Below are 24,766 nucleotides of genomic sequence, written 5' to 3'. Positions count from 1 at the left end.
GTAAAGCACCAGAAGCAGTTATCCGGCGGGCAGGGACCGCGGTCGGAAAAACAATTTGAATGGACTCGTACCGCGCCAGTAGCGCCGAAAAGTCAGCTTCCTTTTTGACACAGGATTAAAGGAAGGCGAAGGAGCGCATTACTGAAAAGCCCGGAATGCTCCGGGCTTTTTGGAATGCCTACCTCAAGAGACATCGATTGAATCCAACACACATCACTCATCAATTACCCCAGGAGGCGTGACATGACAAACGAGCAACAAGCGTTGCTGGACATGCCGATCTGGCTCGTCATCCTCCTCGCGGTAGTGGGTGGGGTGTCCGGCGAAATGTGGCGCGCCGACAAGGAGGGCGCCCGTGGCTGGTCACTGCTGCGGCGCCTGGCCCTGCGGTCCGGGGCCTGCATGATCTGCGGCGTCTCGGCGATCATGCTGTTGTACGCAGCGGGCCTGTCGATCTGGGCCGCCGGCGCCTTTGGCTGCCTGACGGCGATGGCCGGGGCGGACGTGGCCATCGGACTTTACGAACGTTGGGCCGCCAAGCGGATTGGCGTTTGTGAAGTGCCACCGCGCGATTCTCACCCCGATCAACAGTGAACCGGCGTCGCTGATCTTCGTATTGCCATAGGAATAGGAGGCCATTGATGCCCGCTGTCATCGAAAAACCGTCGCAGCTGTTTTCTGCCATTGCCGAGACGTTGCGTATCGCCGTTCCTGGCTTGAAGGTCGGGAGTCATCAAGACTTTGATGGCACTGTCGATTTGCCCTGGGTGTTGATCGCCGTCGAACGCGATGCGCCGGGCATCCGTGCCAACGACGGACGTATCGCTCATGTCCTGACGGTTTCCTTGCAAGCCGTGTTGCCCGGCGCAGGGTTGGCGGCGTGCGATCTGGCCAGTGAGTTGAAAAGTCTGGTCGTCGATAACCGCTGGAAACTGCCGGGCGAGCAATGCGATCTGCCGATGAACATTGATGGCATCCCGTCCACGTTCATTAGCGATGCACGGGAGTACACCGCCTGGACCGTTTCATTTACCCAAACCCTGTACCTCGGCCCGACGCTGCTCGAAGACCCGTTGGGCATCCCGAAATTTGCCCGTACCTGGGAGGTGTCGAACATCGACGACCCGGATCAATACACCGCACTCGAGGGCTGACCCATGTTTGATGCGCTGTTACGTATGCAACTGGGGCCGATCATCGAGCGTTTGGCCGAGATGGAAACCGAGCTCGAAGACTTGCACCGGCGTGCTGACAGTTTCTGTCGCATCGGCGTGTGTCAGGAAGTCGATGCGGCCAGCAATACCTGCAAGGTCCGTCATGGGGAACTGCTCACCCCGGCGATCCGGTTTTTCAACCCAAGCGCCGGGGCACAGAGCGAGTCGCGGATTCCTTCCGTGGGTGAGCAGTGTTTGCTGCTGAACCACGGCGGTGGCGAGGGCGGCGGGCAGTCGGTGGCGTTGTTCGGTCTCAACGGCGGTCAGTTCCCGCCCGTCTCGACACAGGCATCGCTGACGCGCCGCCTTTATCAGGACGGCACGGAAAACGGTTACGACCACGCCAGTCATGTCCTGCACTGGAAGAACGGCCCGGCGGCGTTCACCGGTTCCCGTGAATCCCTCGAGTTGAACATCGGCCCGGCGAGGCTGGCGATGAGGCCTGAGGCCATCGAATTGCAACTGGGTGTCGTCGGCCTGCGGCTTGACGCTTCCGGTGTGCATCTGAGCGGCCCGTTGGTGGATCACCAGGGTCGCGTCATCAGTACCGCATAAAGAGCTTCCCATGATCGGAATCGATAGAAACACCGGCGCAACGGTCGACGACTGGCTGCAGTTTGTGCAGCGCGCCACCCGGGCGCTGACCACGCCGTTGGGCACGCGTCAGAAGCGCCCTTTGTATGGTTGCGCACTCACTGAGTTGCTGGGGCAGAACCTTGGCGACGACCTGCTGATTCTCGCCCAGAGCCATGCCGCCCAAGCGTTTTACAACAAGTACAACGGCATCGACGATTTCGAGCCGCAGGTCATTGTGGCCAGCCGCTACGGTGCCGGGTTGTTGTTGCGCTTTGCCGGCACCTGGAAAAACCGCCAACAGACCTTCGAGGTGGTGGCATGAGTATGTTGATACCTGGCCAGAACCAGTTGGCCGAACCGGCAATCGTCACGGTCGAAGCGTTCGAGGATCTGCTCGCGGAGTTCAAGACCTTCGTTGTCGAGTACGTCGGCGCCCGTTCCCCCGAGAGCGCGGCCAAGCTTGCAGTCAGCCTGGAAAACGAAAGCGAGTTGCTGACCCTGGCCCTTGAGGCGTTTTGTGTGCGGCTGCAAACCCACGAACGTAAATACAACGCTCGCATCAAGCAGATGCTGGCGTGGTGGGCCACCGGCACCAACCTCGACGCGCGCCTCGCGGACATGGGGCTTGAGCGCCAGTTGCTGGACCCGGGCGATCCGGCGGCATTCCCGCCGATCGATCCGGTCTACGAGAGCGATGACGACGCCCGGTTGCGTTATTACCTGGCGCCCCATGCACCGGCGGCGGGCTCGCGGATGCAGTATCGGCGTGAGATCTTCACCCTTGGCGAACGGCCTGCCGTGAAGGTGGAAACCACCGCGGCGGGAGTGGTGACGGTCACTTACACCTTCGACCCGGGCGGCTATGTCGCGCAGGTCAAGGACGGCAACGGGCGCCGGACCGCACCCGGCGAAGTCACGGTCACGGTGCTTTCCCGAGAGGGCGATGGCACGCCATCCCAAGCGCTGCTCGACGATGTTCGCCAGCATTTCGCCCGGCCTGATGTCCGGCCCGAAACGGACCTGGTCACTGTGCAGGGCGCGCAAATCAAGAACTACAAAATCCGGGTGATCGCGAAGATCAACCCGGGCCCCGATTCCGGGCTGACCAAGGTTGCCGCGCAACAGCAGCTGCAGGCGTATGCCGATGCCTGTCATCGCCTGGAAGGGCGAGTGGACCCGAGCTGGATCGACTACACGCTGCACAGCGCCGGCGCGGTTCAACTGCAAATTCTTGAGCCAGTGGCACCGATTGTGACGAGCGCTTTTCAAGCGCCGTATTGCACGGGCGTCGAGGTCGAGGTGGATACGTTATGAGTGATGACACACCTCGCCCGAGCCTGTTGCCGGCCAACAGCTCACCGCTGGAAAAGGCACTTGATCTCGGTTTCGCTCGGTTGCTCGAGCGCATCGATCCACCGTTCCCCGACCTGATGAATCCTGCCGAAACACCCCTGGCATTCCTGCCGTACCTGGGCGCGGATCGCGGGGTCAGCGAATGGAGCACCGAGGCGACCGAGGCGGAAAAACGCCTGACGGTGGAACTGGCCTGGCCCACCGCACGGCAGGCCGGGACGCGAAAAGCACTGGAAAACGCGGCCAAGGGATTGCAATTGATGCCTGAGGTGCGCGCCTGGTACGAACAAACACCACCCGGCCCGCCTTACAGCTTTTCCGTCAGGGCCTTCACCGAACAGCCCTACAGCGAAGAAATCGACACCCGTCTCGACCGACGCCTGGCCGATGCCAAAAGCGAACGCGACACCTTGAAGGTTTCCGTCGGCTTGAGCGCATTCGGCAGTCACGTCATCGGCGCCGCCACCGTCTGCGGCGAGCTGACCACGGTGTATCCGATCGTCATCGAAGGGCTTGAAGCCTCGGGTCAGGCCTTCATGGCCGCCGGGCTCTACACCGTCGAAACCTCCACTATTTATCCTCAGGGGTCCTAAATGGCCGACTATTACACCCTGCTCACCAATGCGGGGATCGCCTACGAAACCGCCTGCAAGGCAGCGGGCACACCGATCAAACTGTCGCAGATTTCCGTCGGCGACGGCGGCGGCGCGGTTTACAACCCGGCCGCAACCGCCACGGCACTGAAACGCGAAGTGTGGCGCGGGCCACTCAATGCACTGTTCCAGGATGAGAAAAATCCGAGCTGGCTGCTGGCTGAAGTGACTATCCCGCCTGAAGTGGGCGGCTGGTATGTGCGTGAGGCCGGGATCTGGACTGATACCGGGATCCTGTATGCGATCGTCAAGTATCCGGAGTCGTTCAAGCCGGTGTTGGCGACTTCGGGCTCGGGGAAAGAGTTTTACATTCGTTCGATTTTCGAGACCAGTAATGCGGCGCTGGTGACGTTGTTGATTGACGACACGGTGGTCAAGGCGACGCGTGCGTGGGTGATGAGTTACCTCGCTGAAGAACTTGGCAAACTTGATGGCAAGCAATCGGTGCGGGTTGCCGCCACTGCTAACGTGGTGTTGAGCGGGGCTCAGCAGATTGACGGTGTCGCATTGGTCGCGGGTGATCGTGTGCTATTGCCCTATCAGACGTTGGCCAAAGATAGCGGCATCTGGGTTGTATCCAATAACGGTTGGTCTCGGGCCTTTGATGCCAATACCAGCGCCAAGGTATCGCCCGGCCTGACGGTTATGGTCGAAGAAGGGGTCGCGAATGGCGACTCTTTGTGGCACCTGACAACCAACGGCCCCATCACTCTGGGTACTACCGCGCTGACCTTCGAAATGCTTGCGGGCAGGACAGGCATTCAGCCTGGTAGCTATCGGGGGTTGACCGTTGATAAGTACGGTCGGGCCATTGCGGGGGACAACCCGACCACGGTGGCGGGTTACGGACTGACAGATGTTTACACCAAGGTGCAGGTCGAGGCATTTGCACTTGGCGTGGCGGGTGATCGTGTAGGGGAGGTCACGCACTTCGCCATGGCAACGCCGCCGGCTGGCTTTTTGAAACGCAATGGAGCAGCCGTATCACGAACGACCTATGCCGCGCTGTTCGCCAGGATCGGCACACTGTATGGGGCGGGGGATGGTTCTACGACGTTCAACCTGCCGGACTCTCGTGCTCATTTCGATCGTGGGCTCGATGACGGGCGAAACGTCGATTCGGGTCGTGTTCTCGGCAGCGCCCAGACGAGCCAGAACGCCGCTCACGTGCATACAGGCAGCGCGGCCGTAGCCGGGAGCCATACACACTCGATCTGGATAAACCTGGATCGTGGGCCGGGCACTGACGGCAATGCGGTGTGGGGTGACGAGCCCTACTACGGGTCTGCGGGGGCGCCGACCAGTGCCGCCGGTGATCACACTCACGCGATCACCATTGCCAGTTCCGGTGGCACTGAAGCCAGGCCACTCAACACGGCTTTTCTCGCCTGTATCAAATATTAATCAGAACCACATTGGAGTTTTTGAGAATGTCAGACGAACGCATGGCCGTTAAAGGCGAGGTGTCCTGGTGGCTCGCTGATGAGGTCACACCACCGACCATCTGTAATGTGCACCCCGTTACCGGTGAGTTCATTGGCGCTGGAGTCGCGGACCCCAGTCCTCTGGAACCTTTTACCTGGTTGATCCCCGCGCATGCTTATCAGTGTGAGCCGCCAACGCTGGAGCCTGGTCATACAGCGGTCAAGGTTTCAGGCGACGGGTGGAAAATTGTTGCGGACTACCGTGGAACGACGGTCTACAGCACCGAGACCGGTGAGGCGCAAGTCTGGGAGACGTTGGGTGACTTGCCCGAAGGTTATACACGTGAAGCTCCAGCGACCCAGTTCGATAAGTGGCAGGACGATCAATGGGTCGTCGATGAGGTCGCAACTACAGACGCCCTGAAAAAGAAAGCCGCCAGGAAGAAAGCGCTCCTGACGCAGTTCAGCACAAACATGATTGCCACATTGCAAAACGCAGTGGATTTGGATATTGCCACTGAAACCGAGATCGCGGATCTGCGCTCCTGGAAAATCTACGGCGTTGAACTCAATCGTGTCGATATCGTTGGAGGGGCACCCCAAGACAGTGAATGGCCGACCAGCCCGAACGATGCTTTGGCGGCTGCCTGGCTGGTAGCTCAGGGTTTCGACGACCCACCCATGGAGACCTTCAGCCTTTCCGAGTAACGCCCCGAACCACCGGGGCGTTTTCTTTTCCGCCCAACACCCAACAACACCCAACAACACCCGACAGCCCCTTCCTCAAAAGGGGCTTTTTCGTTTCTGGAGAACCTCAAATGGCACTACGCCAAACCTACACCGTGCTCGTCCCATTCCCCACCGGAGGTGGTCACTGGTCGAGCGTCGGTCAAGAACTCGACCTGCTCGATGTGGAGGCCAGTGCGTTGCGCAGCGCTGGTCGTCTGGAGCTGAAAAAAACCGAGGCCGTCGAGTCGGCCTCTACATCCACCCCGGCCAAAAAGGCCGCTGCCAAGAAGGCTGAATAACCATGGCTGAGGTTTTGAACTTCGAGCACAACGGCATTACCGTCAATGCCACTGAATCCCCCGAGGCCATGGGTGGCCTGGGTGACAACGTCATCGGTCTGGTCGGCACTGCGCCGAAAGCGGATCTGCTGATTCCGCGTAACGCCCCGTTCCGCATCAACAGTTTCACCACCCAGGCGCTGCTGGACCCGACCGGTACCGAGTCGGGCACGCTGTTTCACGCGGTGTTCCAGATCCTGAAAGTGGTCAAGGTGCCGGTCTACGTGGTCATCGTCGAAGAGGGCGCGACCCCGGCCGACACCGTGAACAACGTGATCGGCGGCATCGAGCCAGTGACCGGTCGCAAACTGGGCCTGGCCGCGCTTGGCGGTGTACCGGAAGACCTGACGATTATCGGTGCACCGGGTTTCACCGGCACCAAAGCAGTGGCCAGTGAGTTCGCCTCGTTCGGCAAACGCATCAAGGCTCGCGTGGTACTCGACGGCAAGGATGCCGCAGTCGCCGATCAAGTGACTTACAGCCAGGAGCTGGGCGGCGCGGACCTCGGTTTCGACCGCTGCCTGCTGGTGCACAACATGCCGTCGGTGTACTCCAAGGCCGCGAAGAAAAACGTGTTCCTGGCACCGTCGAGCCTGGCCATCGCCGCGCTGGCCAAAGTCAAGCAATGGGAGAGCCCGGGCAACCAGGTGACCTACGCCGAAGACGTTTCGCGCGTCGTGGAATACAACATCCTCGACACCTCCACCGAAGGCGATCTGCTCAACCGTTACGGTATCAGCTACTACGCCCGGACCATCCTCGGCGGCTTCTCGCTGCTGGGTAACCGCTCCGTCACCGGCAAGTTCATCAGCTACGTGGGCCTTGAAGATGCGATCAGCCGCAAGCTGGTGAAGGCCGGTCAGAAGGCCATGGCCAAGAACCTGACCAAGTCGTTCATGGATCAGGAGGTCAAGCGCATCAACGACTGGCTGCAAACCCTGGTCGCCGACGAGACCATCCCGGGCGGCAGCGTGTACCTGCACCCGGAATTGAACAGCGTCGAGAAGTACAAGAACGGTACCTGGTACGTGGTCATCGACTACGGCCGCTACGCGCCGAACGAACACATGATTTATCAACTCAACGCCCGCGATGAAATCATCGAGCAGTTCCTGGAGGACGTTCTCTAATGTTTACCAACCGCGTAAGACAGGCCATCGCGGCCACCCTGCAAGGCCTGCCGTTGTCGGCGACCGTGGAAGAGTTCACCCCGCCGAAGATCGAGTTCGACATGGAAAACATGGGCGGCGGCCGCTTCATCGTCGAGGAGATGGCCAAGAGCGCCAAGGCCCTGGGCGCCAAGTTGATCCTGCAGGGCGCCGGTCCCGAAGTGATGCTGGCGCTGGGCGTGAAGCTGGGCGACGACATTCTGCTGAACGTGCGTGAAGCCGGTCAGGATCAGGACGGTAACACCTGGTTCACCTACCACACCGTCGGCGGCAAGCTGAAGGTCCTCGAAGAAGCCATCGTGAAAATGGGTGAAAAGCCCAAGACCACCCTCGAGCTGTCCTGCCGCACCTACAACCGCCTGGAAAACGGCGTTCCGGTGATCGATGTCGACGTGCGCACCCAGAAGTTCGTGCTCAACGGCGTCGACATTCTCGGTGATGCCCGCCGCGCCGTGTTGCTGCCGTAACACCAAGGCCAGCCAAGACGCACAACCTGTGGGAGCGGGCAAGCTCGCTCCCACAAGGATTGTGGCGAACAGTTTCCTGTGCAGCCCCTTTCATGAATCACCAAGGAATTACTTACATGTCCTGGATGCCTCCCAAGCATGTCCTGTTGTCGCCGATCACCGGTGATGACGGATCCGAGATCGAGCAGATCCAACTCAAACCGTTGTACTACGCCGCGCAGAAAGAGGCCCTGGCCCGTGCCGGCGATGATGAGGACGATCAGTTCTTCGAGCTGGCCAAGTTGGCCACGGGGTTGTCGGTCAAGGAACTGGACCAGCTCAAACGCCCGGACTACGTGAGCATCGCGCAGTACGTGCATGAGATGTCGACTCGCCCTGCTTCGTACTTTCTGGAACAGCAAGCGCAGGGCGAACAATCGGTAGACCCCGATCAAGTGCAACTGCTGCAACCACTCAACGTGGCGGGCCGCAGCATGACCTCGCTGACCCTGGAAATGCCGGTGCTGCGCGCGACCAAAGCGATGAAGAAACTGAAAACGGCCAAAGAACGCGCCGAGTTCATCACCGCCCATTGCACCGGGCTGATGCTGCCCGATCTGGACCTGCTGACCGTGCCCGACTGGACACAGCTTCAGGTACGCATCGACGATTTTTTAAACAAACCGGCGGACTACTTTCGGAGCGCGACATCGAAGTAATCCTCGATGTGGTGCCGCTCATTTACTCGGTAAGTGAGGCGGAGATTCTGGAGTGGGACGCCGGCAAGGCCTTGCGCCGCTACGACATTGCGATCACTCGCCTTGGCGTGAAACAGGAGTAGAGCAGGATGGCAGGCAGTAAGTATTCGCTGTCCGGTGCGGCAAGCATCGAATTGCCGCAACTGGGCAGCGCCTCTGAAACGTCGGGCCTGAACCTGGCCCTGACCACGGCCAGCCTCGACATCCGTCTGCTGGTGTCGGAACAGGTAAAACTTCGCGAAGCACTGGCGTTGCTGAACATTGCCCTGTCGTCGCAGCAGTCGCTGCTCAAGGCGACTGCTTCGGTGCCTGCGGCAAGCAGTGAGCCAAAGTCCAAGTTAAAGGCTGAGGTTGATCAGCGCACGCCACCGGATTTGCTCAAGTCGGCGATGGCGACCGAGTTGGCGATGGTTGAGCTCAACCAGGTGCTGAAACTGGACAACGTCCAGTTGCAGAAACTGTCGCAGGCTAATCTGAAAATGGCCGCTGACAAGCAGGTTGCTCCGAGCGGGGCAACGGCGGTTCAACTGACCCAGGTCGAGTTGGCGGCGGCGAAGGCAGGTATCGGGGACGGGCTCGACCCGGCTAAAAAGCAGGACGAACTGCTGAACTTCACCCGAGATAGCGCGGTGACGGCGTCGGCGTTCAATCTCGACGTCAAGGCCGCCAGCGAGATGCTGTTGGGCTGGCGCACCTCAATGAAGCTGGATCGCGGACAAAGCCTGAGTCTGGCGGATGCAACCAACCATCTCGGCAACAGCGGTCTGAATGTCAAAGCGGCAGACATCGGTTCTGTCGTGCAACGCAGTGGCGAGGCGGGCATCGCCGCGGGAATGACGCCGGAACAGATGGCGGCGCTCGCGGCGGCGTTCTTGAACAGCGGCGCGGACAAGTCCGGTGCCGGTGAGGCTTTGAAAGGCTTCACCACGGTTTTGGCCAAGGGGGGCGCGGCTTCACCGGAACAGCGCAAGGCCTGGTCTGATCTGGACGGCAAACTCAATCCCGGGATGTTGGCTGATGGCCTGCGCAAGGACGCACCGGGAACGATCAACCTGGTGCTTGAAGCGCTGAAGAAAAAACCAGCAGAAGAACAGCAGTCACTGACCAAGACATTGTTCGGTGATAACGCGGCGATTCTTGAACTGCTGAAAAAACCGGAAGACGTTCAAAAGGCGTTTTTACTGGTGTCCGAGCGAACATCCGACGGGACGTTGCCGAAATTCAACGGCTCCGTAGCGAAATCCGCCGAGGCGCTGGGTGAAACCTCGCAAGGGCGCTGGAATGCGCTGGATGCGAGTAAGAACCGGATGTTTGCGGCGGGCGGCAATGCCCTGGCGCCGTTGACTGATGGTTTGATGGTGTCGCTCGGTGCATTGGCCGATGGCTTGAGCGGGGTTGCTGAAGCACAACCGAAAGCTACTGCAGGATTACTGGTGCTCGCGGGAGCCATTGCGTTGGCGCGTGGTGCTGAAATCAAGGTTGCGATGGCCTCGGCCATCACCGCCGCGGCGACAAAACTTCTGGTTCTGGCAGGTGCGCGACCGATTCCCGAAACGGGGGATCTGACAGCCGATGCCAAGGCACGCGGTGGTAAGGGCAAAAAGCAATCCCGAGGCGCAAGGGCCGGAAAAAGCGCAGCTCCTGGAAAAGCCGCGACCAAGCCCATCCCAAAAAGCGCTACCAAACTGCCACGTATGTCGACCGGGAGTCGCTTGCTGGGTGCCGCCAGAATGGGCTCGGCAGTCACCAGACGGGTCGCGCCGCTGATGCTGCTCAGTGCTGGTTACGATGCCGTCAAAGGCTTGCAGGCGGGTGATACCAAAGCGGTCGGCGGGGCGCTGGGCTCAGCCGGTGGTGGGCTCGCCGGCACTTATGCCGGTGCTGCTGCCGGCGCCATGATTGGCAGTGTAGTGCCTGTTCTGGGCACGGCGGTCGGTGGCGTAATCGGTGGTTTGTTGGGGGGGATGGCGGGCAGTTGGGGAGGGGAATGGCTGGGTGAGAAACTCGCTACACCCGCCGACAAGCTCGCCGCTCCAGATCAGGTCAGCAAAGACCTGACCAACGCCCAGACGAGTAATCAGCAGAACACGGTTAACGCGAACATCTATATCAATGGCCAGGATCAGGCCAGCGCCAGTCAATTGGCGAACCTGGTTGTGCAACAGATCACGGGCCAATTCGGACTCATGACCATGCCCAACTCACTCGCCATGCGAAGTGATGCGGCCCTGACTGACGGAGGTACGTGATGCGTCAGCAAATGGCACTCGGCAGTTTCATTTTCGGCCTGTCCAGAAACTTCGCTTACCACACCCTGCTGCACACCTCGGACGGCGGCTGGAAAAGCATCGACATCCTCACCAGCAAACCCAAATCCAGTCAGGTCGGACAAGGCCTGCAAGGGCTGACGATAACAGGCAAGTCGATGTACGCGACCGCCATGGATCGGCTCGATGAGCTGCGTGCTTTGCAGGCGCTGCGCATCCCTTTGCCCTTGGTTGACGGCATCGGCCGCAACTGGGGCCTGTGGCAGATCAACAAGGTGTCGGAAACCCAAAACAACATCCTTGATGACGGCACCGCGATGGTGGTCGATTGGATTATCGAGTTGACGGAGTTCGCCAATGCGTAGGGTTCGAAGTATCGCCGGTGATTCGGTGAATCTGTTGCTGTACCGCGAGCTTGAGCGTTGTGACGATGCCACCGAGGAAGTGCTTTGGCGTCTTAATCCGGAGCTTGCCGAATGGGGGCCGATATTGCCGGCGGGTGTGTGGGTTGTGCTGCCGGAAGTGGATTCGAAACCCGTCGCACCCACACCGGTTTCGGCCTGGGATTAAGGAGGCAGCATGTCACTGGGTTTCACACCTGCGGTAGAAATTTACGGCGCAAACGCTGCGCTGCTCAACGAACGATTGCTCAGTTGGACGCACATCGACGCAGCGGGGATCGAGTCCGATCAACTGACGCTCGTGATCAGTCTGGATGGGCTTGAAGGGTTGCCCAGCCTGGGCGGGAAAATCGGTCTGCGGGTCGGTTATCTGGAGTCGGGGCTGGTGGATAAAGGCGAGTTCGTCATTACCCGACGCACGCCGACGCTGTTCCCTCTGCGTCTGACGCTGGTGGCCACGGCGGCGCCGTTCAGTGCGGCGGATCAGACCGGGTTCAAACAGCGCCGATCGGTCAGCCATGGTCCGACGACCTTGGGTGCGCTGTTTCGTCAGTTGACGTCCAGGCACGGGTTTTCCCCTCGTGTGGCCCCGGACCTGTCACTGATAAAAATCGCGCACATCGACCAGTCCAACGAAACCGACATGGGTTTTCTGACGCGATTGGCCTACCTGCATGACGCCGTCGCCAAACCGGTCAACGAGCTGTATGTGCTGGCACGGCGCGGTCAGGCGAAATCGTTATCGGGCAAAGTTCTGCCGACCATAAAGCTGTCGGTGACGAGCAACAATCGCCCAGGGGATCACGCCTTTATCTCCGCCGTTCTGGATGAAACCGCCCGGGCGAAATACCAGGGCTGCAAGACCAGTTGGTGGGACGCGGCGGCCGGCAAAGTGCGTGTCGAGGAGAGTGGCATCGCACCGTTCAAGACCCTCCGCCAGCGTTTTCAGAGCGCAGACGATGCCCGGGCCGCCGCCGAAGGCGAGACCCGCCGGATGATGCGCGAAGCACTCAAGGTGACGATCGAATGCCCTGGCAATCCGGGGTTGTCCGCTGAAGGGGTCGTGCTGCTGGACCCCACCTGGCCGGATTTCATGCGTGGTCGATGGTCGATCGACAAGGTCACCGCCACCGGCGACCGGGAAAAAAGCTATCGCTGCAAGATTGACGCGACCTGCCTGGACGCCAAGGCATAGCACAGTCCGAAATCACCCCGACCCGTAGCAGCTGGCGAAGCCTGCGTTCGGCAGCTGCTACAAAAACTGCGTCGCTGCTCACTCATTTCATTCGATCCTGGAGCGCCCTCATGAAGATCACGCCGATCCTCACGCAGCTGCGTGCGCAATGCCCGACCCTGGCCAATCGTGTGGCCGTGGGCATCGACCTCAGCACCCTGCAAGCCAGCAACCCGCTTGCCACGCCTTGCGCCTACGTCGTCCCCATCGCCGATGTGGCGAGCAAAAGCGTGGCGCAAAACCTGATGCTGCAACCGATCCGCGACCGCTTCGAAGTCACCCTGGTGCTCGACACCACGGACGCCGTTGCAGCGCTGGATCAACTGCACGACCTGCGCGCCGAACTGTGGCGCGCACTGGTGGGTTTCAAGCCTGGTAACGACTACAGCGCCATCGCCTACGACGGCGGCGAAGTGGTTTCCATCAACAGCAGCCGTGTGCTCTATCGCCTGCGCTTTTTCACCGAATTCCAGCTCGGCCGCAATCTGCCGGGGCAACAGATCGCCCCTCGAGGGCCGTGAAGTGCCGGACAACGCCTGGTGGCGTCGACGTCTGGCCGATGGCGATATCACTACCAAAGCCGTGAACGCGGCGAAACCACAGGGAATGTCCCCAACAAATATCATTGGCGAGAACCCTGGCGCGTCTGTGTTCGGTGCAGGGTCGAATGGCTGGTAGTTGGCAAGTTGATATATTGAAGTCACACAGGCATGAACTAAAAAGCGACATGTTGGGTGTTCCCTCAGGTGCCGGATCAGTCGCTCCCGATGCTCTATTCAATCAAGTTCCGAGCTGTCTTGGTTTTACCGAAGTTACCCAAGTTACCGTAGTTACCGGAGGTATAGAAGCGCGTTCACGAAATGTCGCCTACCCAGGCGGAATAAAATTCATCTGAAATTAACGCTCGTCTGCGTTTTTAATGGATGCTCAAGATTTTTCAATAGAGGTGTTTATGGTTTATTACTATGTTTCTGAAACAACGAAGGAACTCGTCGGTCCGGTGGAGTTGCCGGTGATCCCCGGTGTGGGCGTTGTCCTGCCAGGCAATGCCATAGAGTTGCCGGAAGCATTACCGGCCGCCGAAACTGGCTATGTCTGGGTTTGGCGTAACGGTGCCGCGTCGCAACTGATCGATTTGCGCAACCGCGAGGCGTATCGCAAAGACACAGGTGGCGTTGAAATCTGGTTCGAGTTGGGCCCGTTGCCTGACTATCTGACCCTCAAGCCTCGTCCCGGCGAATATTATTTTTGGTTGAATGATGACTGGGTGCTGGACTTGGCTGCCGAACTAACAGGCAAAACCGCTCAAGCCAACGCCCAGCGAGACAGTCGTCTGTTTCAGATTGTTATTCGCGTCGCGCCGCTGCAATACGCTTATGAACTAGGTGAGGCCACCAGTGTTCAACTGGCCACTCTGCAAGAGTGGAAACGCTATGCGCTCAAGTTGATGGACATTGAACAGCAACCGGACTTCCCGATGATCATTGACTGGCCGGCTTCACCTGTCAGTGGCGTAACCGTATAAACCCTGAAACTTATTGATAACTGGAAGCGCAGTCGTGTGTTATCAGCACACGGCTGCCTGCAAAATACCAACGGAAGGACATACCGTGGACTATCCCAATAGTGTCCCCAGCGCCAGTTTGGTGGACGTCAAGTTTGTCGATGGAAACCCGATCACGGGGACTCCGGGTTCTTTGATCCCTGCCAGCTGCGGCAACGGTGTCACTCTGGAGTTGTTGAAAGTCATCGAGGCTGCCGGTATCAAACCGTCAGAGGCGAGTAACGATCAACTGCTGACGGCGTTGCGCAGTAACAAGCTGTTTGTGACCGCGCCACAGTTCGAGACAAGTACGCTTCGTCCTTCTCCGGCGTCTATGGCAACGTCGGTTACCAGAAGTATCCCAGTGGAAGCATTGAACAATGGGGCGTCGGCACCACGGATGCCAATGGCGATGTCTACATCACCTTCCCGATCTCGTTTCCGACGGCTTTTTCTTCGCTCGTGGCCACCCATGTGGGCGGCGATGGTGCGATGGTCATCCTGGTCGGGGGACCGGTACCAAACAGGGCTGCCGGCTGAAAGCCCGGAATTTTTTCGATCAGGTACAGGCGGGATTGGCCGCAAGGGTCGTTCTTTCCTGTCAGCGAGCAATGACCCAGTACGCCACTTTGGCTGGCTGGATATCTTTGACACGAACCAGACACGCGTCAGGGCCTAGGGCTATATGACAGTTACGCAGCAACAACTACAGATCGTTATGCCCAACGCCCGCTCCCAAGCGGGCGTTTTCATTTCCGCCCTCAACACCGCCATGTCCCACCGCAACATCAACACCCCGAAACGCATCGCTGCCTTCCTCGCGCAAGTCGGTCACGAATCGGGGCAGCTGCAGTACGTGCGTGAACTGGGGAGCACTCAATACCTGAGCAAATACGACACTGGCACCCTGGCCGCCCGTTTGGGCAACACTCCGGAACCCGACGGCGACGGTCAAAAGTACCGTGGCCGAGGCTTGATTCAGATCACCGGGCGTAACAACTACTGTCAATGCAGCATCGGCCTGTTTGGCGATGAACGTTTGTTGGCGTTACCTGAATTGCTGGAGCAGCCTCAGTGGGCAGCCGAGTCAGCGGCATGGTTTTGGGAACAAAACGGCCTGAATGAATTGGCCGATCGCGACCAGTTCAACAGCATCACTCGCCGTATCAACGGCGGGCTGAACGGGTTGCAGGATCGCCTGGAAATCTGGGCGCGGGCGAGGGCGGTGCTATGCCAGTCTTCGGTCTGAACGGCTGGCGATTGATCGGTCTGCTGGTGCTGGCCGGTTGTTCGGCGGCGCTGGCCTGGCAGTTTCAGGATTGGCGCTACGGCCGGCAACTGGCGGAACAGGCCAGGGTGCACGCCGAGAGCCTTAATCAACTGACTCTGGCGACCGCCACCGAGCAACAGGCCGAACAAAACAGGCGTCTGGCCCTGGAGCAGCGACTGTCGGCCAGTGAACAAACCCATTATCGAGCGCTTAGCGATGCCGAACGTGATCAAGGTCGCCTGCGCGATCGTCTTGCCACTGCTGATGTGCGCCTGTCAGTCCTCCTCGATGCCCATGACGCTGCCTCAACCTGTGCAGTGCCAGCTGCCTCCGGCACCTGCGGCGTGGATCATGGCGCCGCGAGAGCCCGACTTGACCCGGCGCATGCTCAACGAATTATCGCCATCACCGACGCCGGTGACAGCGGATTGATTGCCTTGCAGGCCTGTCAGGCCTATGTCAGGGCTCTGGCTCACTAACATTTTGATCGATCCTGAACCTTGCAAGTGCGATTCGCTCGTGTACGGTAGGCCTCATTCCGCTCGATCAGGAGAGAGCCGTGAAAGAGATCACTCATCTGGCCGATCTACTCGGCAGACGCTTGCAGCTTCTCAATGCCCACGTCACTGCCGCCGAGTCCTGCACCGGCGGTGGGATCAGCGAGGCGATCACCCGCATTCCGGGGAGCTCGGCGTGGTTCGAGGCCGGTTATGTCACCTACTCAAACCGTCAGAAAACCCAGCAATTGAATGTCCCGGCCGAGTTGTTTTCAACCGTCGGGGCGGTCAGTCGCGAGGTGGTCGAGGCCATGGTCCGAGGCGCACAGGAAAAAAGCCGGGCGCGTTTTGCCGTGGCGGTCAGCGGTGTGGCGGGGCCGGATGGCGGTTCGCCGAACAAGCCCGTGGGCACGGTGTGGCTGGCCTGGGGCGTCGGTGAGCAGGTATTCAGCGAGGTCCAGCACTTTGCCGGTAACCGCGACGAGGTCCGCCGACAAACGGTGAAGGCCGCGCTAGAGGGGCTGCTGCGGCATACCGCTGGAGAAATCTCAAATCAGGGGTAGGCGATCCTGAAACGCTGTGGAATAATACTGGCTACTTATACAGGTGTTGGCCGTCAGGCCTTATTGATTACGTGAGGACTTTAATGGACGACAACAAGAAGAAAGCCTTGGCTGCGGCCCTGGGTCAGATCGAACGTCAATTCGGCAAGGGTGCCGTAATGCGTATGGGCGATCAGGACCGTCAGGCGATCCCGGCCATTTCCACTGGCTCTCTGGGTCTGGACATCGCGCTCGGCATTGGCGGCCTGCCAAAAGGCCGTATCGTTGAAATCTACGGTCCTGAATCCTCCGGTAAAACCACCCTGACATTGTCGGTGATCGCCCAGGCTCAAAAAGCCGGCGCAACCTGCGCATTCGTCGACGCCGAACACGCTCTCGACCCTGAGTACGCCGGCAAACTGGGCGTCAACGTCGACGACCTGCTGGTTTCCCAGCCGGACACCGGCGAGCAGGCCCTGGAAATCACCGACATGCTGGTGCGTTCCAACGCCGTTGACGTGATCATCGTCGACTCCGTGGCCGCTCTGGTGCCAAAGGCTGAAATCGAAGGCGAAATGGGCGACATGCACGTGGGCCTGCAAGCCCGTCTGATGTCCCAGGCGCTGCGTAAAATCACCGGTAACATCAAGAACGCCAACTGCCTGGTGATCTTCATCAACCAGATCCGCATGAAAATCGGCGTGATGTTCGGCAGCCCGGAAACCACCACCGGTGGTAACGCGCTGAAGTTCTACGCATCGGTTCGTCTGGACATCCGTCGTACTGGCGCGGTGAAAGAAGGTGATGAAGTCGTCGGTAGTGAAACCCGCGTCAAAGTCGTGAAGAACAAGGTGGCTTCGCCGTTCCGTCAGGCCGAGTTCCAGATTCTTTACGGCAAGGGCATCTACCTCAACGGTGAGATGATCGACCTGGGTGTGCTGCACGGTTTCGTCGAGAAGTCCGGTGCCTGGTATGCCTACAACGGCACCAAGATCGGTCAGGGCAAGGCCAACTCGGCCAAGTTCCTGGCAGACAATCCGGAAATCGCCGCGACTCTCGAGAAGCAGCTGCGCGACAAGCTGCTGACCCCGGCACCGGACGTCAAGGCTTCGGCCGTCAGAGAGACCGAAGACGACCTGGCTGACGCTGATATCTGATCGATCCGATGACCGCCGTACTCGATACACTCGTCGCGGTGCGGCGAACCGCAATGGACCTGCTCGCGCGACGCGAGCACGGTCGAGTCGAGCTGACGCGTAAACTGCGTCAGCGCGGCGCCCCCCCTGAAATGATCGACACAGCACTCGACCGCTTGACGGAAGAGGGCTTGTTGTCCGAATCCCGTTACCTCGAAAGCTTTGTTTCCTACCGTGCCCGTTCCGGTTATGGCCCTTTGCGCATTCGCGAAGAGCTGAGCCAGCGTGGCCTGCAACGTACCGACATTGAGCTCGCTTTGCGCGAGAGTGGTATCGATTGGCAGGAGCAACTGGAAGACACCTGGCGGCGCAAGTTTTCCGGGCATTTACCGATAGACGCCCGAGAACGTGCCAAACAGGGCAGGTTCCTGAGTTATCGGGGATATTCCATGGAAATGATCAGCCGCTTGTTCAGCGGCCGAGGGATGGACGATTGACTGAAACGGCTCGCTATTTCGATAGCGGGCCGTTTTTTTGCATCACGTTACCTTGGACGGTTCCCGTGTGCGTTGCTGCGCCTGGGGTCTGGACTGGGCCCAGTTTTCCGGCAGGTTGATGTAATCCACCAATTCTCGCAGACGGCCATGATCACGAGCGTTGAAGGTAAAGGACAAGCGCACCAGATGGCTGAACTGCGCTTCGTCGTGCTCCTCGCCACTGTAGGCATGCTGATGGAAATGATCGCTCAGGCACAGGTCGGCGAATGCCTCCTGCATGTGTTCAAGTGCCCGGTCGCTGAGCTTGTGGTTCATGCGAATCACGAACTGATGCTTGAGCCAGCGGCTGGAGTGGAAGTTGCTGTAGAACTGGTTGATCTGCTCCACGGCCTCTTCGGCGCTATAGACCAGGCTCAACAGCTTCATGTCGGTCGGCAGGATATAGCGATTTTCCTCCAGTTGATGGTGAATGAAGTCCAGCGCGCCTTGCCAGAATGTGCCGCCTGGCGCATCCAGTAGCACCACGGGCACCAGCGGGCTTTTGCCGGTCTGGATCAGGGTCAGCACCTCCAGTGCTTCATCCAGCGTACCGAAACCGCCTGGGCACAGGACCAGCGCATCGGCTTCCTTGACGAAGAACAACTTGCGGGTAAAGAAAAAGTGGAAGGGCAGCAGGTTGTCGGTGCCATTGACCGTGGGATTGGCATGTTGCTCGAAGGGCAGGGTGATATTGAATCCCAGGCTGTGTTCCAGGCCGGCACCTTCATGGGCCGCCGCCATGATGCCGCCACCGGCACCGGTGATGACCATCAGGTCCGAGCGCGCCAGGGCGGCGCCCAGTTCTCGGGCCAGGCCATATAGCGGGTGTTCTATCGGCGTGCGGGCCGAGCCGAAAACGGTAACTTTACGCCGTCCCTTGAACTGCTCCAGCACACGGAAAGCGTGCTCGAGTTCGCGCAGGGTTTGCAGGGTGATCTTGGCATTCCAGCGGTTGTGATCTTCCTGGGCCATGCGCAGCACGGTCAGGATCATGTCGCGGTAAATCGGGATGTTGGGGCTGTTGGGTGAAACCAGGTTGAGTTGTTCTTCGACCTTGCTGGTGAGGTCGTGGCCGCTTTCTTGAAAATGACGGCTCAGTAGGTCATTCGGTTGGTAAGGCATTCAACTTCTCCTTCTGCACAGAACCCTCGGCCCCGACAAAACAATTGTCGGCGCCGCGACACCCCTTGTGTCGCTGTCTGCCCAAGCCCATGCCTGGGCGCTCTACTTGACTCGGTTGCAATCGAGCCATCCATACGGGCTCTGCTTATCCCTTGAATGAAAGAAACGTTCGCACAATAAGACACCGTAATGGGCAGCCCCTTTTCTGCCCTTAAAAAAACAACATGAACACTTTGAATTTAGACCCTCGCAACGATTTTCGCTGGCTTGATCATTGCGCCGCAAAGTCTTTCCTGGCAACCGCTTATTGACGATTTGCAAGGTGCTTTCACCGCTCGTCTGAACGCAAGCCGCATGTCTCGCGCTCTGATTTACTAAGTTACAGGCGTGACACGACAACTTTGCGTCAACGGCAGGACGCAACATTCAAGCAATTCAGGGATTTATCGCGTGATCAACGGCGATCAATGCATGCAGGGAGGCGGGAAACCATGCCCAGAGTGACTCTGGAGATCGATGCGCAACTGTATCGATTGCTGAAAGCATCGGCCGAGACCCATCATTTGAGTCTCGAAGAAGAGTGCTGTCGACGTCTGGAGGGTGGGGAGCGACGTTCGCGTTACTTGCAGGCGCTGTTGGCAGAGCTGCGCGCCGAGGATGAACAGCGGCGCGCCAATGCCAGGTAATTATTTCTTCTTCGCGGGAGTCTCTTTCGGGCAGTCCGAGTCCTGGAAGCTTGCGGAGCCGACCGGACGGTTGGTCTTCACCTCGGTGAAGTCGTAACGCATGATCGCGCCCTTGGCCATCAGCTTGCGGAACCCTGGGTTTCTGCATACGGAGGCGCCAAGCTGGAAGTACACCGCTTTGGGATCGGCGCGCATTTTTTCGGCGTGGCTGCTTTGCACGCTCAAGTGGTTGATCAGCACTTTTCCTTCGGCGGTGTAGCCCTGATCAAGAATGTCTTCGTTGATCGCCCTTGGAGTGCCAACGCTGCTTTGTACGGCGACGTTTCGCAGCTCTCTGTTGAGATTCTGCTCACTCAAGGATGCAGCCTGAGCGCTAAAGGACGACGCCAGCAAAATGGCAGCGGTGGGAACGATAAGGCGCAGCATGAAACTCTCCTGGTTCAGTGACTGGTGGTTCGACCAGGCACATGACTGTGCGTTCAGTGGCGGCGAATTATAGGGGAGGAGGTCTGAGCGGTACAGGCTTGCACCGGCTGCTCTGATAAACTGCCGCGACTTTTTGCCCTTGCGAGTGTTTTTCGTGTCGATTTTCCATCCACTACGGTGCTGCCTGCGATGAACCCTGTCACCCCGCGCTTTGCCGCAAACGCCGTCGCCCGCTTGCGCGATCAGCGAGAGGAGGAGGGCATCAAGCCGATTCAGGCCCGTGGCTGGAGAGCGCCGCGATGCCGTGATTGCCGCGTGATTGAAAGTCATTGCCTGTGTGCCTGGCGCCCGTCGGTCGAGGCCCGCTCGGGCGTGTGCCTGATCATGACCAACAAAGAAGTATTCAAGCCAAGTAACACCGGTTGGCTGATCGCTGATGTGGTGCGCGACAATCATGCATTCATCTGGTCGCGTACCGAGACTGATGAGCAACTGCTGGCGCTGTTGGCCGATCCGCAATGGCAACCGTACCTGGTGTTTCCGGGCGAATACGTCGAACCCGAGCGAGTTACCCACAGTGTCGCGGTCGATAGCACCAAGCGCCCGCTGTTCATTCTGCTGGACGCCACCTGGACCGAAGCCCGTAAGATCTTTCGCAAGAGCCCGTATTTTGATCGCTTGCCGATCTTGAGCCTGCTGCCCGAAAAACTGTCACGTTATCGACTGCGCCGCTCCACCCGTAGCGAACATTTATGCACCGCTGAAGTGGCTGCACTGTGTCTCGATCTGGCCGGTGATACCGAGGCTGCGTCAGCGCTGGACGCTTATTTTGACGTGTTCAGTCAGCATTATCTGGACGCGAAAAAACAGCTGGACATGAACCTCGCCACACCGGCCCACGCCGAGCTGATGCGGTTTGTTCATAACGACGTCCCCGCCATGTTCTGATTGTCGCCCATACTGCAAAGAACTGTACCGGTTATGTATCTTGACCACCCCGGTTTCGCTGGGCATGCTTGGCGCCGATTGGGGCGCGGCCATCGTTTGATACGCCGTATTTTTACGTGAATAGCCATGTGATTGGCGTTGAACGTGCCCTGTTGGTGCATCTGCGTGGCTGCACCTGAAGTTGTTTGAAAAACAGGATCATTTGAAAAATGGCCACATACGAAATCCTGATTGCCGATGACCACCCTCTTTTTCGTAGTGCCTTGCATCAAGCATTGACCCTGGGCCTGGGCCCGGATGTCCGGCTGGTGGAAGTGGCGAGCATTGCCGAGCTGGAAAGCCGTCTGACCGAAAAGGCCGATTGGGACCTGGTGTTGCTGGACCTGAACATGCCAGGGGCCTACGGTTTTTCCGGGCTGGTGCTGTTGCGCGGTCAGTACCCGCAGATTCCAGTGGTGATGGTGTCGGCGCAGGAAGAAGCGTCGATCATGGTGAAGTCCCGTGAATTCGGCGCCAGTGGTTTCATTCCCAAGTCCAGTGACTTGGGTGTTATTCAAAAAGCCGTGCGCGCGGTGCTCGATGGTGACGTTTTCTGGCCGCCCCAGGCCTTCGACGCCGTCAGCGTTTCCGACGAAGCCAAGGCTGCCAGTGAAGGCCTGGCCAGCCTGACGCCCCAGCAGTTCCGGGTGTTGACCATGGTCTGTGAAGGTTTGCTGAACAAGCAGATTGCTTACGAATTGAGCGTTTCCGAAGCGACGATCAAGGCCCACGTCACCGCGATTTTCCGTAAGCTGAATGTACGGACCCGGACTCAGGCGGCGCTGCTCTTGCAACAACTTGAGTCAATTTCGAGCCACTAAGGTGTTATGTATTCACGCTTTTTTGACTTTGCTTGCTCTAGCTTTCCCACTCCTTTTTGGTCAGTTGCTTACTCTATGTCACCTTTCAAAGGCCAGACCGGCCTAAAACGCATCCTCAACGCCTCCGGCTATTCCTTTGACGGCCTGCGCGCGGCCTTCACTGGCGAGGCGGCCTTCCGGCAACTGGTGTTGCTCAATGCCATCCTGATTCCGCTGTCGTTCTTCCTGAATGTCAGCCGTGTCGAGCAGGCGCTGCTGATTGCAGTCTGCCTGTTGGCGCTGATCGTCGAATTGCTCAACTCGGCGGTCGAAGCGGCCATCGACCGCATTTCCCTGGAGCGGCACCCACTGTCCAAGAACGCCAAGGACATGGGCAGCGCCGCTCAACTCGTAGCGTTGAGCATGATCGCGCTGGTGTGGGCGGTGATCCTGCTTTAAGCGATGGCAGGCAGAACGATCTCGTCGCTGCGCTGAACCCCGGCGGTGAAGGCGCGGCACAGTTCGAGGAACTCGCGCATCGCCGAGGTCTGGTATTTCTGTTTGTGCCAGATGAAATAGAACTGCCGCGCCAGGTCCAGATCCGGTGTTTCTACCGGCACCAAGCTGCCACGACGGAACGCATCGCGCAGCGCCAGGCGCGAAATGCAGCCAATCCCCAAACCCGATTCCACCGCGCGCTTGATCGCTTCGGTGTGTTCCAGTTCCAGGCGAATGTTCAGCGCGCTGCGGTGGTGACGCATGGCCTGGTCAAAGGTCAGCCGCGTGCCCGAGCCTTGTTCTCGGAGAATCCACGCCTCATGACTCAGCTCCTCCATGGTGGCAATACCGCGTTGAGCCAGCGGATGCTGGGGCGCGCAGAACACCACCAGTTCATCTTCGACCCAGCTCTGCACTTCGATGTCCGGATGGCTGCAGTCGCCTTCGATTAGACCCAGATCAATTTCATAGTGAGCCACCTGTTGCACGATGTTGGCGGTGTTCTGCACATGCAGCTTCACCTGGCTTTCCGGATGGCGCTGCATGAAGCTGCCGATCAGCAGGGTGGCCAGGTAATTGCCGATGGTCAGGGTCGCGCCGACCGCCAGGGAGCCGAAACCGGACTTGCCGTTGAGCAAGTCTTCGATTTCCTTGGCCTGATCGAGCAGGGCCACCGCTTGCGGCAACAGCTGTTTGCCGAGGGCGTTGAGGCTCAGCCGTTTGCCGGCGCGATCGAACAGCTGACAGCTGCACTGGCGCTCCAGCTCGGTGATCGAGGTGCTCGCCGCCGATTGCGAGAGGTTGAGCAGGCCCGCGGCACGGGATACGCTTTCCTGCTGGGCGACGGCGACGAATACTTGAAGTTGACGGAGAGTAAATCGCATATCGATATAACCGATAACCCTTATCTTAATAATCCATTTAACAGATATTGTCGCTGCCATTAGAATGCGATGCAATTGTGCACATCATTGGCGCAGGCAAAATCTCCAGGAGTCCCACGTACATGAGCAACATGAACCACGAGCGTGTCCTCAGTGTTCATCACTGGAACGACACTCTGTTCAGCTTCAAGTGCACCCGCGATCCGGGCCTGCGCTTCGAGAACGGTCAGTTCGTGATGATCGGCCTGCAACAGCCCAACGGCCGGCCGCTCATGCGCGCTTACTCGATTGCCAGCCCGAACTGGGAAGAGCATCTCGAGTTCTTCAGCATCAAAGTGCCTGATGGCCCGCTGACTTCCCAGTTGCAGCATCTGAAGGAAGGCGACGAGATCATCATCAGCAAGAAGCCTACCGGCACCCTGGTGCTGGATGACTTGAAGCCTGGCAAGCATTTGTACCTGCTCAGCACCGGTACCGGTCTGGCGCCGTTCATGAGCGTCATCCAGGACCCGGAAACCTACGAGCGTTTCGAAAAGGTGATCCTGTGCCACGGCGTGCGTTACGTCAACGAAGTCGCTTACCGCGAATTCATCACCGAGCACCTGCCGCAGAACGAGTTCTTCGGTGAGGCCCTGCGTGACAAGTTGATCTACTACCCGACCGTGACCCGCGAGCCGTTCGAAAACGAAGGCCGCCTGACCGACCTGATGCGCAGCGGCAAGCTGTTCAGCGACATCGGCCTGCCGCCGATCAACCCGCAGGACGACCGCGCCATGCTGTGCGGCAGCCCGAGCATGCTCGACGAGACCAGCGAAGTGTTGAACAGCTTCGGCCTGACTGTTTCGCCGCGGATGCGCGAGCCGGGTGATTACCTGATCGAGCGTGCGTTCGTCGAGAAGTGACCGAAGGTCACTTGTAGGAGCCGGCTTGCTGGCGATGGCAAACTTCAAAGCGCTATCGCCAGCAAGCCGGCTCCTACATTCAATGGCGTAGTGTCTAGTCCTGAAATAGGTTTACACCTGTTTCACCCTCAAAACGCCCGATGCACCGCATCGGGCGTTTTGCATTTCAACGATAGGTGCGGACGTTTGCTGTTGTAGATGCTTATCGACTCGTCGACCATTCGAATCGCCTCGGCCAGATCTCTAGGTCGGTGAAGCAGAAACTCTGTCTTCAAGATCCCGTTCACACGCTCTGCCAAAGCGTTCTGATAACAGTCATACCCGTCGGTCATCGAGCACCTGATTCCATGTTTGGCGTGCAACTTCTGGTAGAGA

The 24,766-nt window shown here is 59.0% G+C and carries 30 protein-coding genes and 3 pseudogenes; 29 read left to right on the top strand and 4 right to left on the bottom strand.

What is annotated here, in order from left to right; all coding sequences use genetic code 11:
• The first annotated feature begins 243 nt into the window (after window positions 1-243).
• The 24 genes and pseudogenes from F475_RS15895 (at window position 244) to recX (ending at window position 18,047) form a co-directional block, all read left to right on the top strand.
• Entirely contained in the window at window positions 244-594 is a 351-nt protein-coding gene (locus F475_RS15895) for a phage holin family protein (protein WP_111454277.1), read from the top strand.
• Between the two features lie 47 nt (window positions 595-641).
• Window positions 642-1,154: a hypothetical protein gene (locus tag F475_RS15890; protein ID WP_111454276.1), complete on the top strand. Its 513-nt coding sequence runs from the start codon at window positions 642-644 to the stop codon at window positions 1,152-1,154.
• A gap of 3 nt (window positions 1,155-1,157) precedes the next feature.
• Window positions 1,158-1,769 carry a phage baseplate assembly protein V gene (locus F475_RS15885; protein ID WP_111454275.1) on the top strand — a complete coding sequence of 204 codons (612 nt, stop codon included), beginning with the start codon at window positions 1,158-1,160 and terminating at the stop codon, window positions 1,767-1,769.
• Between the two features lie 10 nt (window positions 1,770-1,779).
• Window positions 1,780-2,112, top strand: coding sequence for a phage baseplate protein (locus tag F475_RS15880; RefSeq protein ID WP_018926989.1), 333 nt, complete (start codon window positions 1,780-1,782; stop codon window positions 2,110-2,112).
• Complete coding sequence (locus F475_RS15875) at window positions 2,109-3,104, top strand: baseplate J/gp47 family protein (protein ID WP_111454274.1); 996 nt, start codon at window positions 2,109-2,111, stop codon at window positions 3,102-3,104. Before F475_RS15880 ends, F475_RS15875 begins: the two co-directional genes overlap by 4 nt.
• Complete coding sequence (locus tag F475_RS15870) at window positions 3,101-3,736, top strand: phage tail protein I (protein ID WP_111454273.1); 636 nt, start codon at window positions 3,101-3,103, stop codon at window positions 3,734-3,736. Before F475_RS15875 ends, F475_RS15870 begins: the two co-directional genes overlap by 4 nt.
• A pseudogene (locus F475_RS15865) lies at window positions 3,737-4,948 on the top strand (phage tail protein); the annotation flags it as partial.
• 278 nt (window positions 4,949-5,226) lie between these two features.
• Entirely contained in the window at window positions 5,227-5,928 is a 702-nt protein-coding gene (locus tag F475_RS15860; RefSeq protein WP_111454271.1) for a tail fiber assembly protein, read from the top strand.
• Between the two features lie 110 nt (window positions 5,929-6,038).
• Window positions 6,039-6,248: a hypothetical protein gene (locus F475_RS15855; protein ID WP_018926984.1), complete on the top strand. Its 210-nt coding sequence runs from the start codon at window positions 6,039-6,041 to the stop codon at window positions 6,246-6,248.
• Window positions 6,249-6,250: 2 nt separating this feature from the next.
• Window positions 6,251-7,417, top strand: coding sequence for a phage tail protein (locus F475_RS15850; protein WP_111454270.1), 1,167 nt, complete (start codon window positions 6,251-6,253; stop codon window positions 7,415-7,417).
• A complete protein-coding gene (locus F475_RS15845; protein ID WP_111454269.1) occupies window positions 7,417-7,923 on the top strand; it encodes a phage major tail tube protein in 507 nt (168 codons plus the stop codon). The genes F475_RS15850 and F475_RS15845 overlap by 1 nt, the downstream gene beginning before the upstream one ends.
• Window positions 7,924-8,039: 116 nt before the next feature.
• Complete coding sequence (locus F475_RS15840) at window positions 8,040-8,621, top strand: phage tail assembly protein (protein WP_111454268.1); 582 nt, start codon at window positions 8,040-8,042, stop codon at window positions 8,619-8,621.
• A gap of 128 nt (window positions 8,622-8,749) precedes the next feature.
• Window positions 8,750-10,909 carry a phage tail tape measure protein gene (locus tag F475_RS15835; protein WP_111454267.1) on the top strand — a complete coding sequence of 720 codons (2,160 nt, stop codon included), beginning with the start codon at window positions 8,750-8,752 and terminating at the stop codon, window positions 10,907-10,909.
• A complete protein-coding gene (locus tag F475_RS15830) occupies window positions 10,909-11,292 on the top strand; it encodes a phage tail protein (RefSeq protein ID WP_086944772.1) in 384 nt (127 codons plus the stop codon). The genes F475_RS15835 and F475_RS15830 overlap by 1 nt, the downstream gene beginning before the upstream one ends.
• Window positions 11,285-11,497: a tail protein X gene (locus tag F475_RS15825; RefSeq protein ID WP_111454266.1), complete on the top strand. Its 213-nt coding sequence runs from the start codon at window positions 11,285-11,287 to the stop codon at window positions 11,495-11,497. The genes F475_RS15830 and F475_RS15825 overlap by 8 nt, the downstream gene beginning before the upstream one ends.
• Before the next feature lie 9 nt (window positions 11,498-11,506).
• Window positions 11,507-12,523: a contractile injection system protein, VgrG/Pvc8 family gene (locus F475_RS15820; RefSeq protein WP_086944774.1), complete on the top strand. Its 1,017-nt coding sequence runs from the start codon at window positions 11,507-11,509 to the stop codon at window positions 12,521-12,523.
• 110 nt (window positions 12,524-12,633) lie between these two features.
• A pseudogene (locus tag F475_RS15815) lies at window positions 12,634-13,059 on the top strand (hypothetical protein); the annotation flags it as partial.
• A pseudogene (locus F475_RS31110) lies at window positions 13,055-13,168 on the top strand (DUF2635 domain-containing protein); the annotation flags it as partial. The pseudogenes F475_RS15815 and F475_RS31110, both read left to right, overlap by 5 nt.
• A gap of 313 nt (window positions 13,169-13,481) precedes the next feature.
• Window positions 13,482-14,087, top strand: coding sequence for a tail fiber assembly protein (locus tag F475_RS15805; protein WP_225602968.1), 606 nt, complete (start codon window positions 13,482-13,484; stop codon window positions 14,085-14,087).
• Between the two features lie 703 nt (window positions 14,088-14,790).
• Window positions 14,791-15,354 carry a glycoside hydrolase family 19 protein gene (locus tag F475_RS15795; RefSeq protein WP_086944777.1) on the top strand — a complete coding sequence of 188 codons (564 nt, stop codon included), beginning with the start codon at window positions 14,791-14,793 and terminating at the stop codon, window positions 15,352-15,354.
• Complete coding sequence (locus F475_RS15790) at window positions 15,336-15,854, top strand: lysis system i-spanin subunit Rz (RefSeq protein WP_111454264.1); 519 nt, start codon at window positions 15,336-15,338, stop codon at window positions 15,852-15,854. Before F475_RS15795 ends, F475_RS15790 begins: the two co-directional genes overlap by 19 nt.
• A gap of 80 nt (window positions 15,855-15,934) precedes the next feature.
• Window positions 15,935-16,435 carry a CinA family protein gene (locus F475_RS15785; protein ID WP_019647843.1) on the top strand — a complete coding sequence of 167 codons (501 nt, stop codon included), beginning with the start codon at window positions 15,935-15,937 and terminating at the stop codon, window positions 16,433-16,435.
• Window positions 16,436-16,518: 83 nt separating this feature from the next.
• Window positions 16,519-17,571 carry a recombinase RecA gene (gene recA / locus F475_RS15780; protein ID WP_007940559.1) on the top strand — a complete coding sequence of 351 codons (1,053 nt, stop codon included), beginning with the start codon at window positions 16,519-16,521 and terminating at the stop codon, window positions 17,569-17,571.
• A gap of 8 nt (window positions 17,572-17,579) precedes the next feature.
• Entirely contained in the window at window positions 17,580-18,047 is a 468-nt protein-coding gene (gene recX / locus F475_RS15775) for a recombination regulator RecX (protein WP_026286484.1), read from the top strand.
• Between the two features lie 42 nt (window positions 18,048-18,089).
• Here the strand turns inward: recX and F475_RS15770 are convergent, their stop codons facing one another.
• Window positions 18,090-19,208 (bottom strand): TIGR00730 family Rossman fold protein, encoded by a 1,119-nt coding sequence (locus tag F475_RS15770; RefSeq protein ID WP_111454263.1) that lies wholly within the window; start codon window positions 19,206-19,208, stop codon window positions 18,090-18,092.
• A gap of 491 nt (window positions 19,209-19,699) precedes the next feature.
• Here F475_RS15770 and F475_RS15765 point away from each other — a divergent pair, with 491 nt between their 5' ends.
• Window positions 19,700-19,894 carry a hypothetical protein gene (locus F475_RS15765; RefSeq protein ID WP_018926957.1) on the top strand — a complete coding sequence of 65 codons (195 nt, stop codon included), beginning with the start codon at window positions 19,700-19,702 and terminating at the stop codon, window positions 19,892-19,894.
• Here the strand turns inward: F475_RS15765 and F475_RS15760 are convergent, their stop codons facing one another.
• Entirely contained in the window at window positions 19,895-20,320 is a 426-nt protein-coding gene (locus tag F475_RS15760) for a PA3611 family quorum-sensing-regulated virulence factor (RefSeq protein ID WP_018926956.1), read from the bottom strand. It lies immediately after the preceding gene.
• A 189-nt stretch (window positions 20,321-20,509) separates the two neighbouring features.
• Here F475_RS15760 and F475_RS15755 point away from each other — a divergent pair, with 189 nt between their 5' ends.
• The 3 genes from F475_RS15755 (at window position 20,510) to F475_RS15745 (ending at window position 22,566) form a co-directional block, all read left to right on the top strand.
• Window positions 20,510-21,268, top strand: coding sequence for a tRNA-uridine aminocarboxypropyltransferase (locus tag F475_RS15755; protein WP_018926955.1), 759 nt, complete (start codon window positions 20,510-20,512; stop codon window positions 21,266-21,268).
• Window positions 21,269-21,477: 209 nt separating this feature from the next.
• Window positions 21,478-22,128, top strand: coding sequence for a response regulator transcription factor ErdR (gene erdR, locus F475_RS15750; protein WP_111454262.1), 651 nt, complete (start codon window positions 21,478-21,480; stop codon window positions 22,126-22,128).
• Between the two features lie 75 nt (window positions 22,129-22,203).
• Window positions 22,204-22,566: a diacylglycerol kinase gene (locus F475_RS15745; RefSeq protein ID WP_018926953.1), complete on the top strand. Its 363-nt coding sequence runs from the start codon at window positions 22,204-22,206 to the stop codon at window positions 22,564-22,566.
• Here the strand turns inward: F475_RS15745 and F475_RS15740 are convergent.
• A complete protein-coding gene (locus tag F475_RS15740; protein ID WP_018926952.1) occupies window positions 22,563-23,489 on the bottom strand; it encodes a LysR family transcriptional regulator in 927 nt (308 codons plus the stop codon). The genes F475_RS15745 and F475_RS15740 overlap by 4 nt on opposite strands.
• Window positions 23,490-23,611: 122 nt before the next feature.
• On the opposite strand from F475_RS15740, the gene fpr reads away from it, so the two are divergent.
• On the top strand, window positions 23,612-24,391 hold the full coding sequence (gene fpr / locus F475_RS15735) for a ferredoxin-NADP reductase (RefSeq protein ID WP_002554680.1): 780 nt from the start codon (window positions 23,612-23,614) through the stop codon (window positions 24,389-24,391).
• 128 nt (window positions 24,392-24,519) lie between these two features.
• On the opposite strand, the gene F475_RS15730 is transcribed toward fpr, so the two are convergent.
• A partial coding sequence (locus F475_RS15730; RefSeq protein WP_146602936.1) for an integrase core domain-containing protein occupies window positions 24,520-24,766 on the bottom strand: 247 nt, incomplete at its 5' end.

It is taken from the genome of Pseudomonas sp. URMO17WK12:I6, from assembly GCF_003253625.1.
Taxonomy (GTDB): Bacteria; Pseudomonadota; Gammaproteobacteria; order Pseudomonadales; family Pseudomonadaceae; genus Aquipseudomonas.
This window is presented reverse-complemented; position numbering and strand designations above follow the sequence as displayed.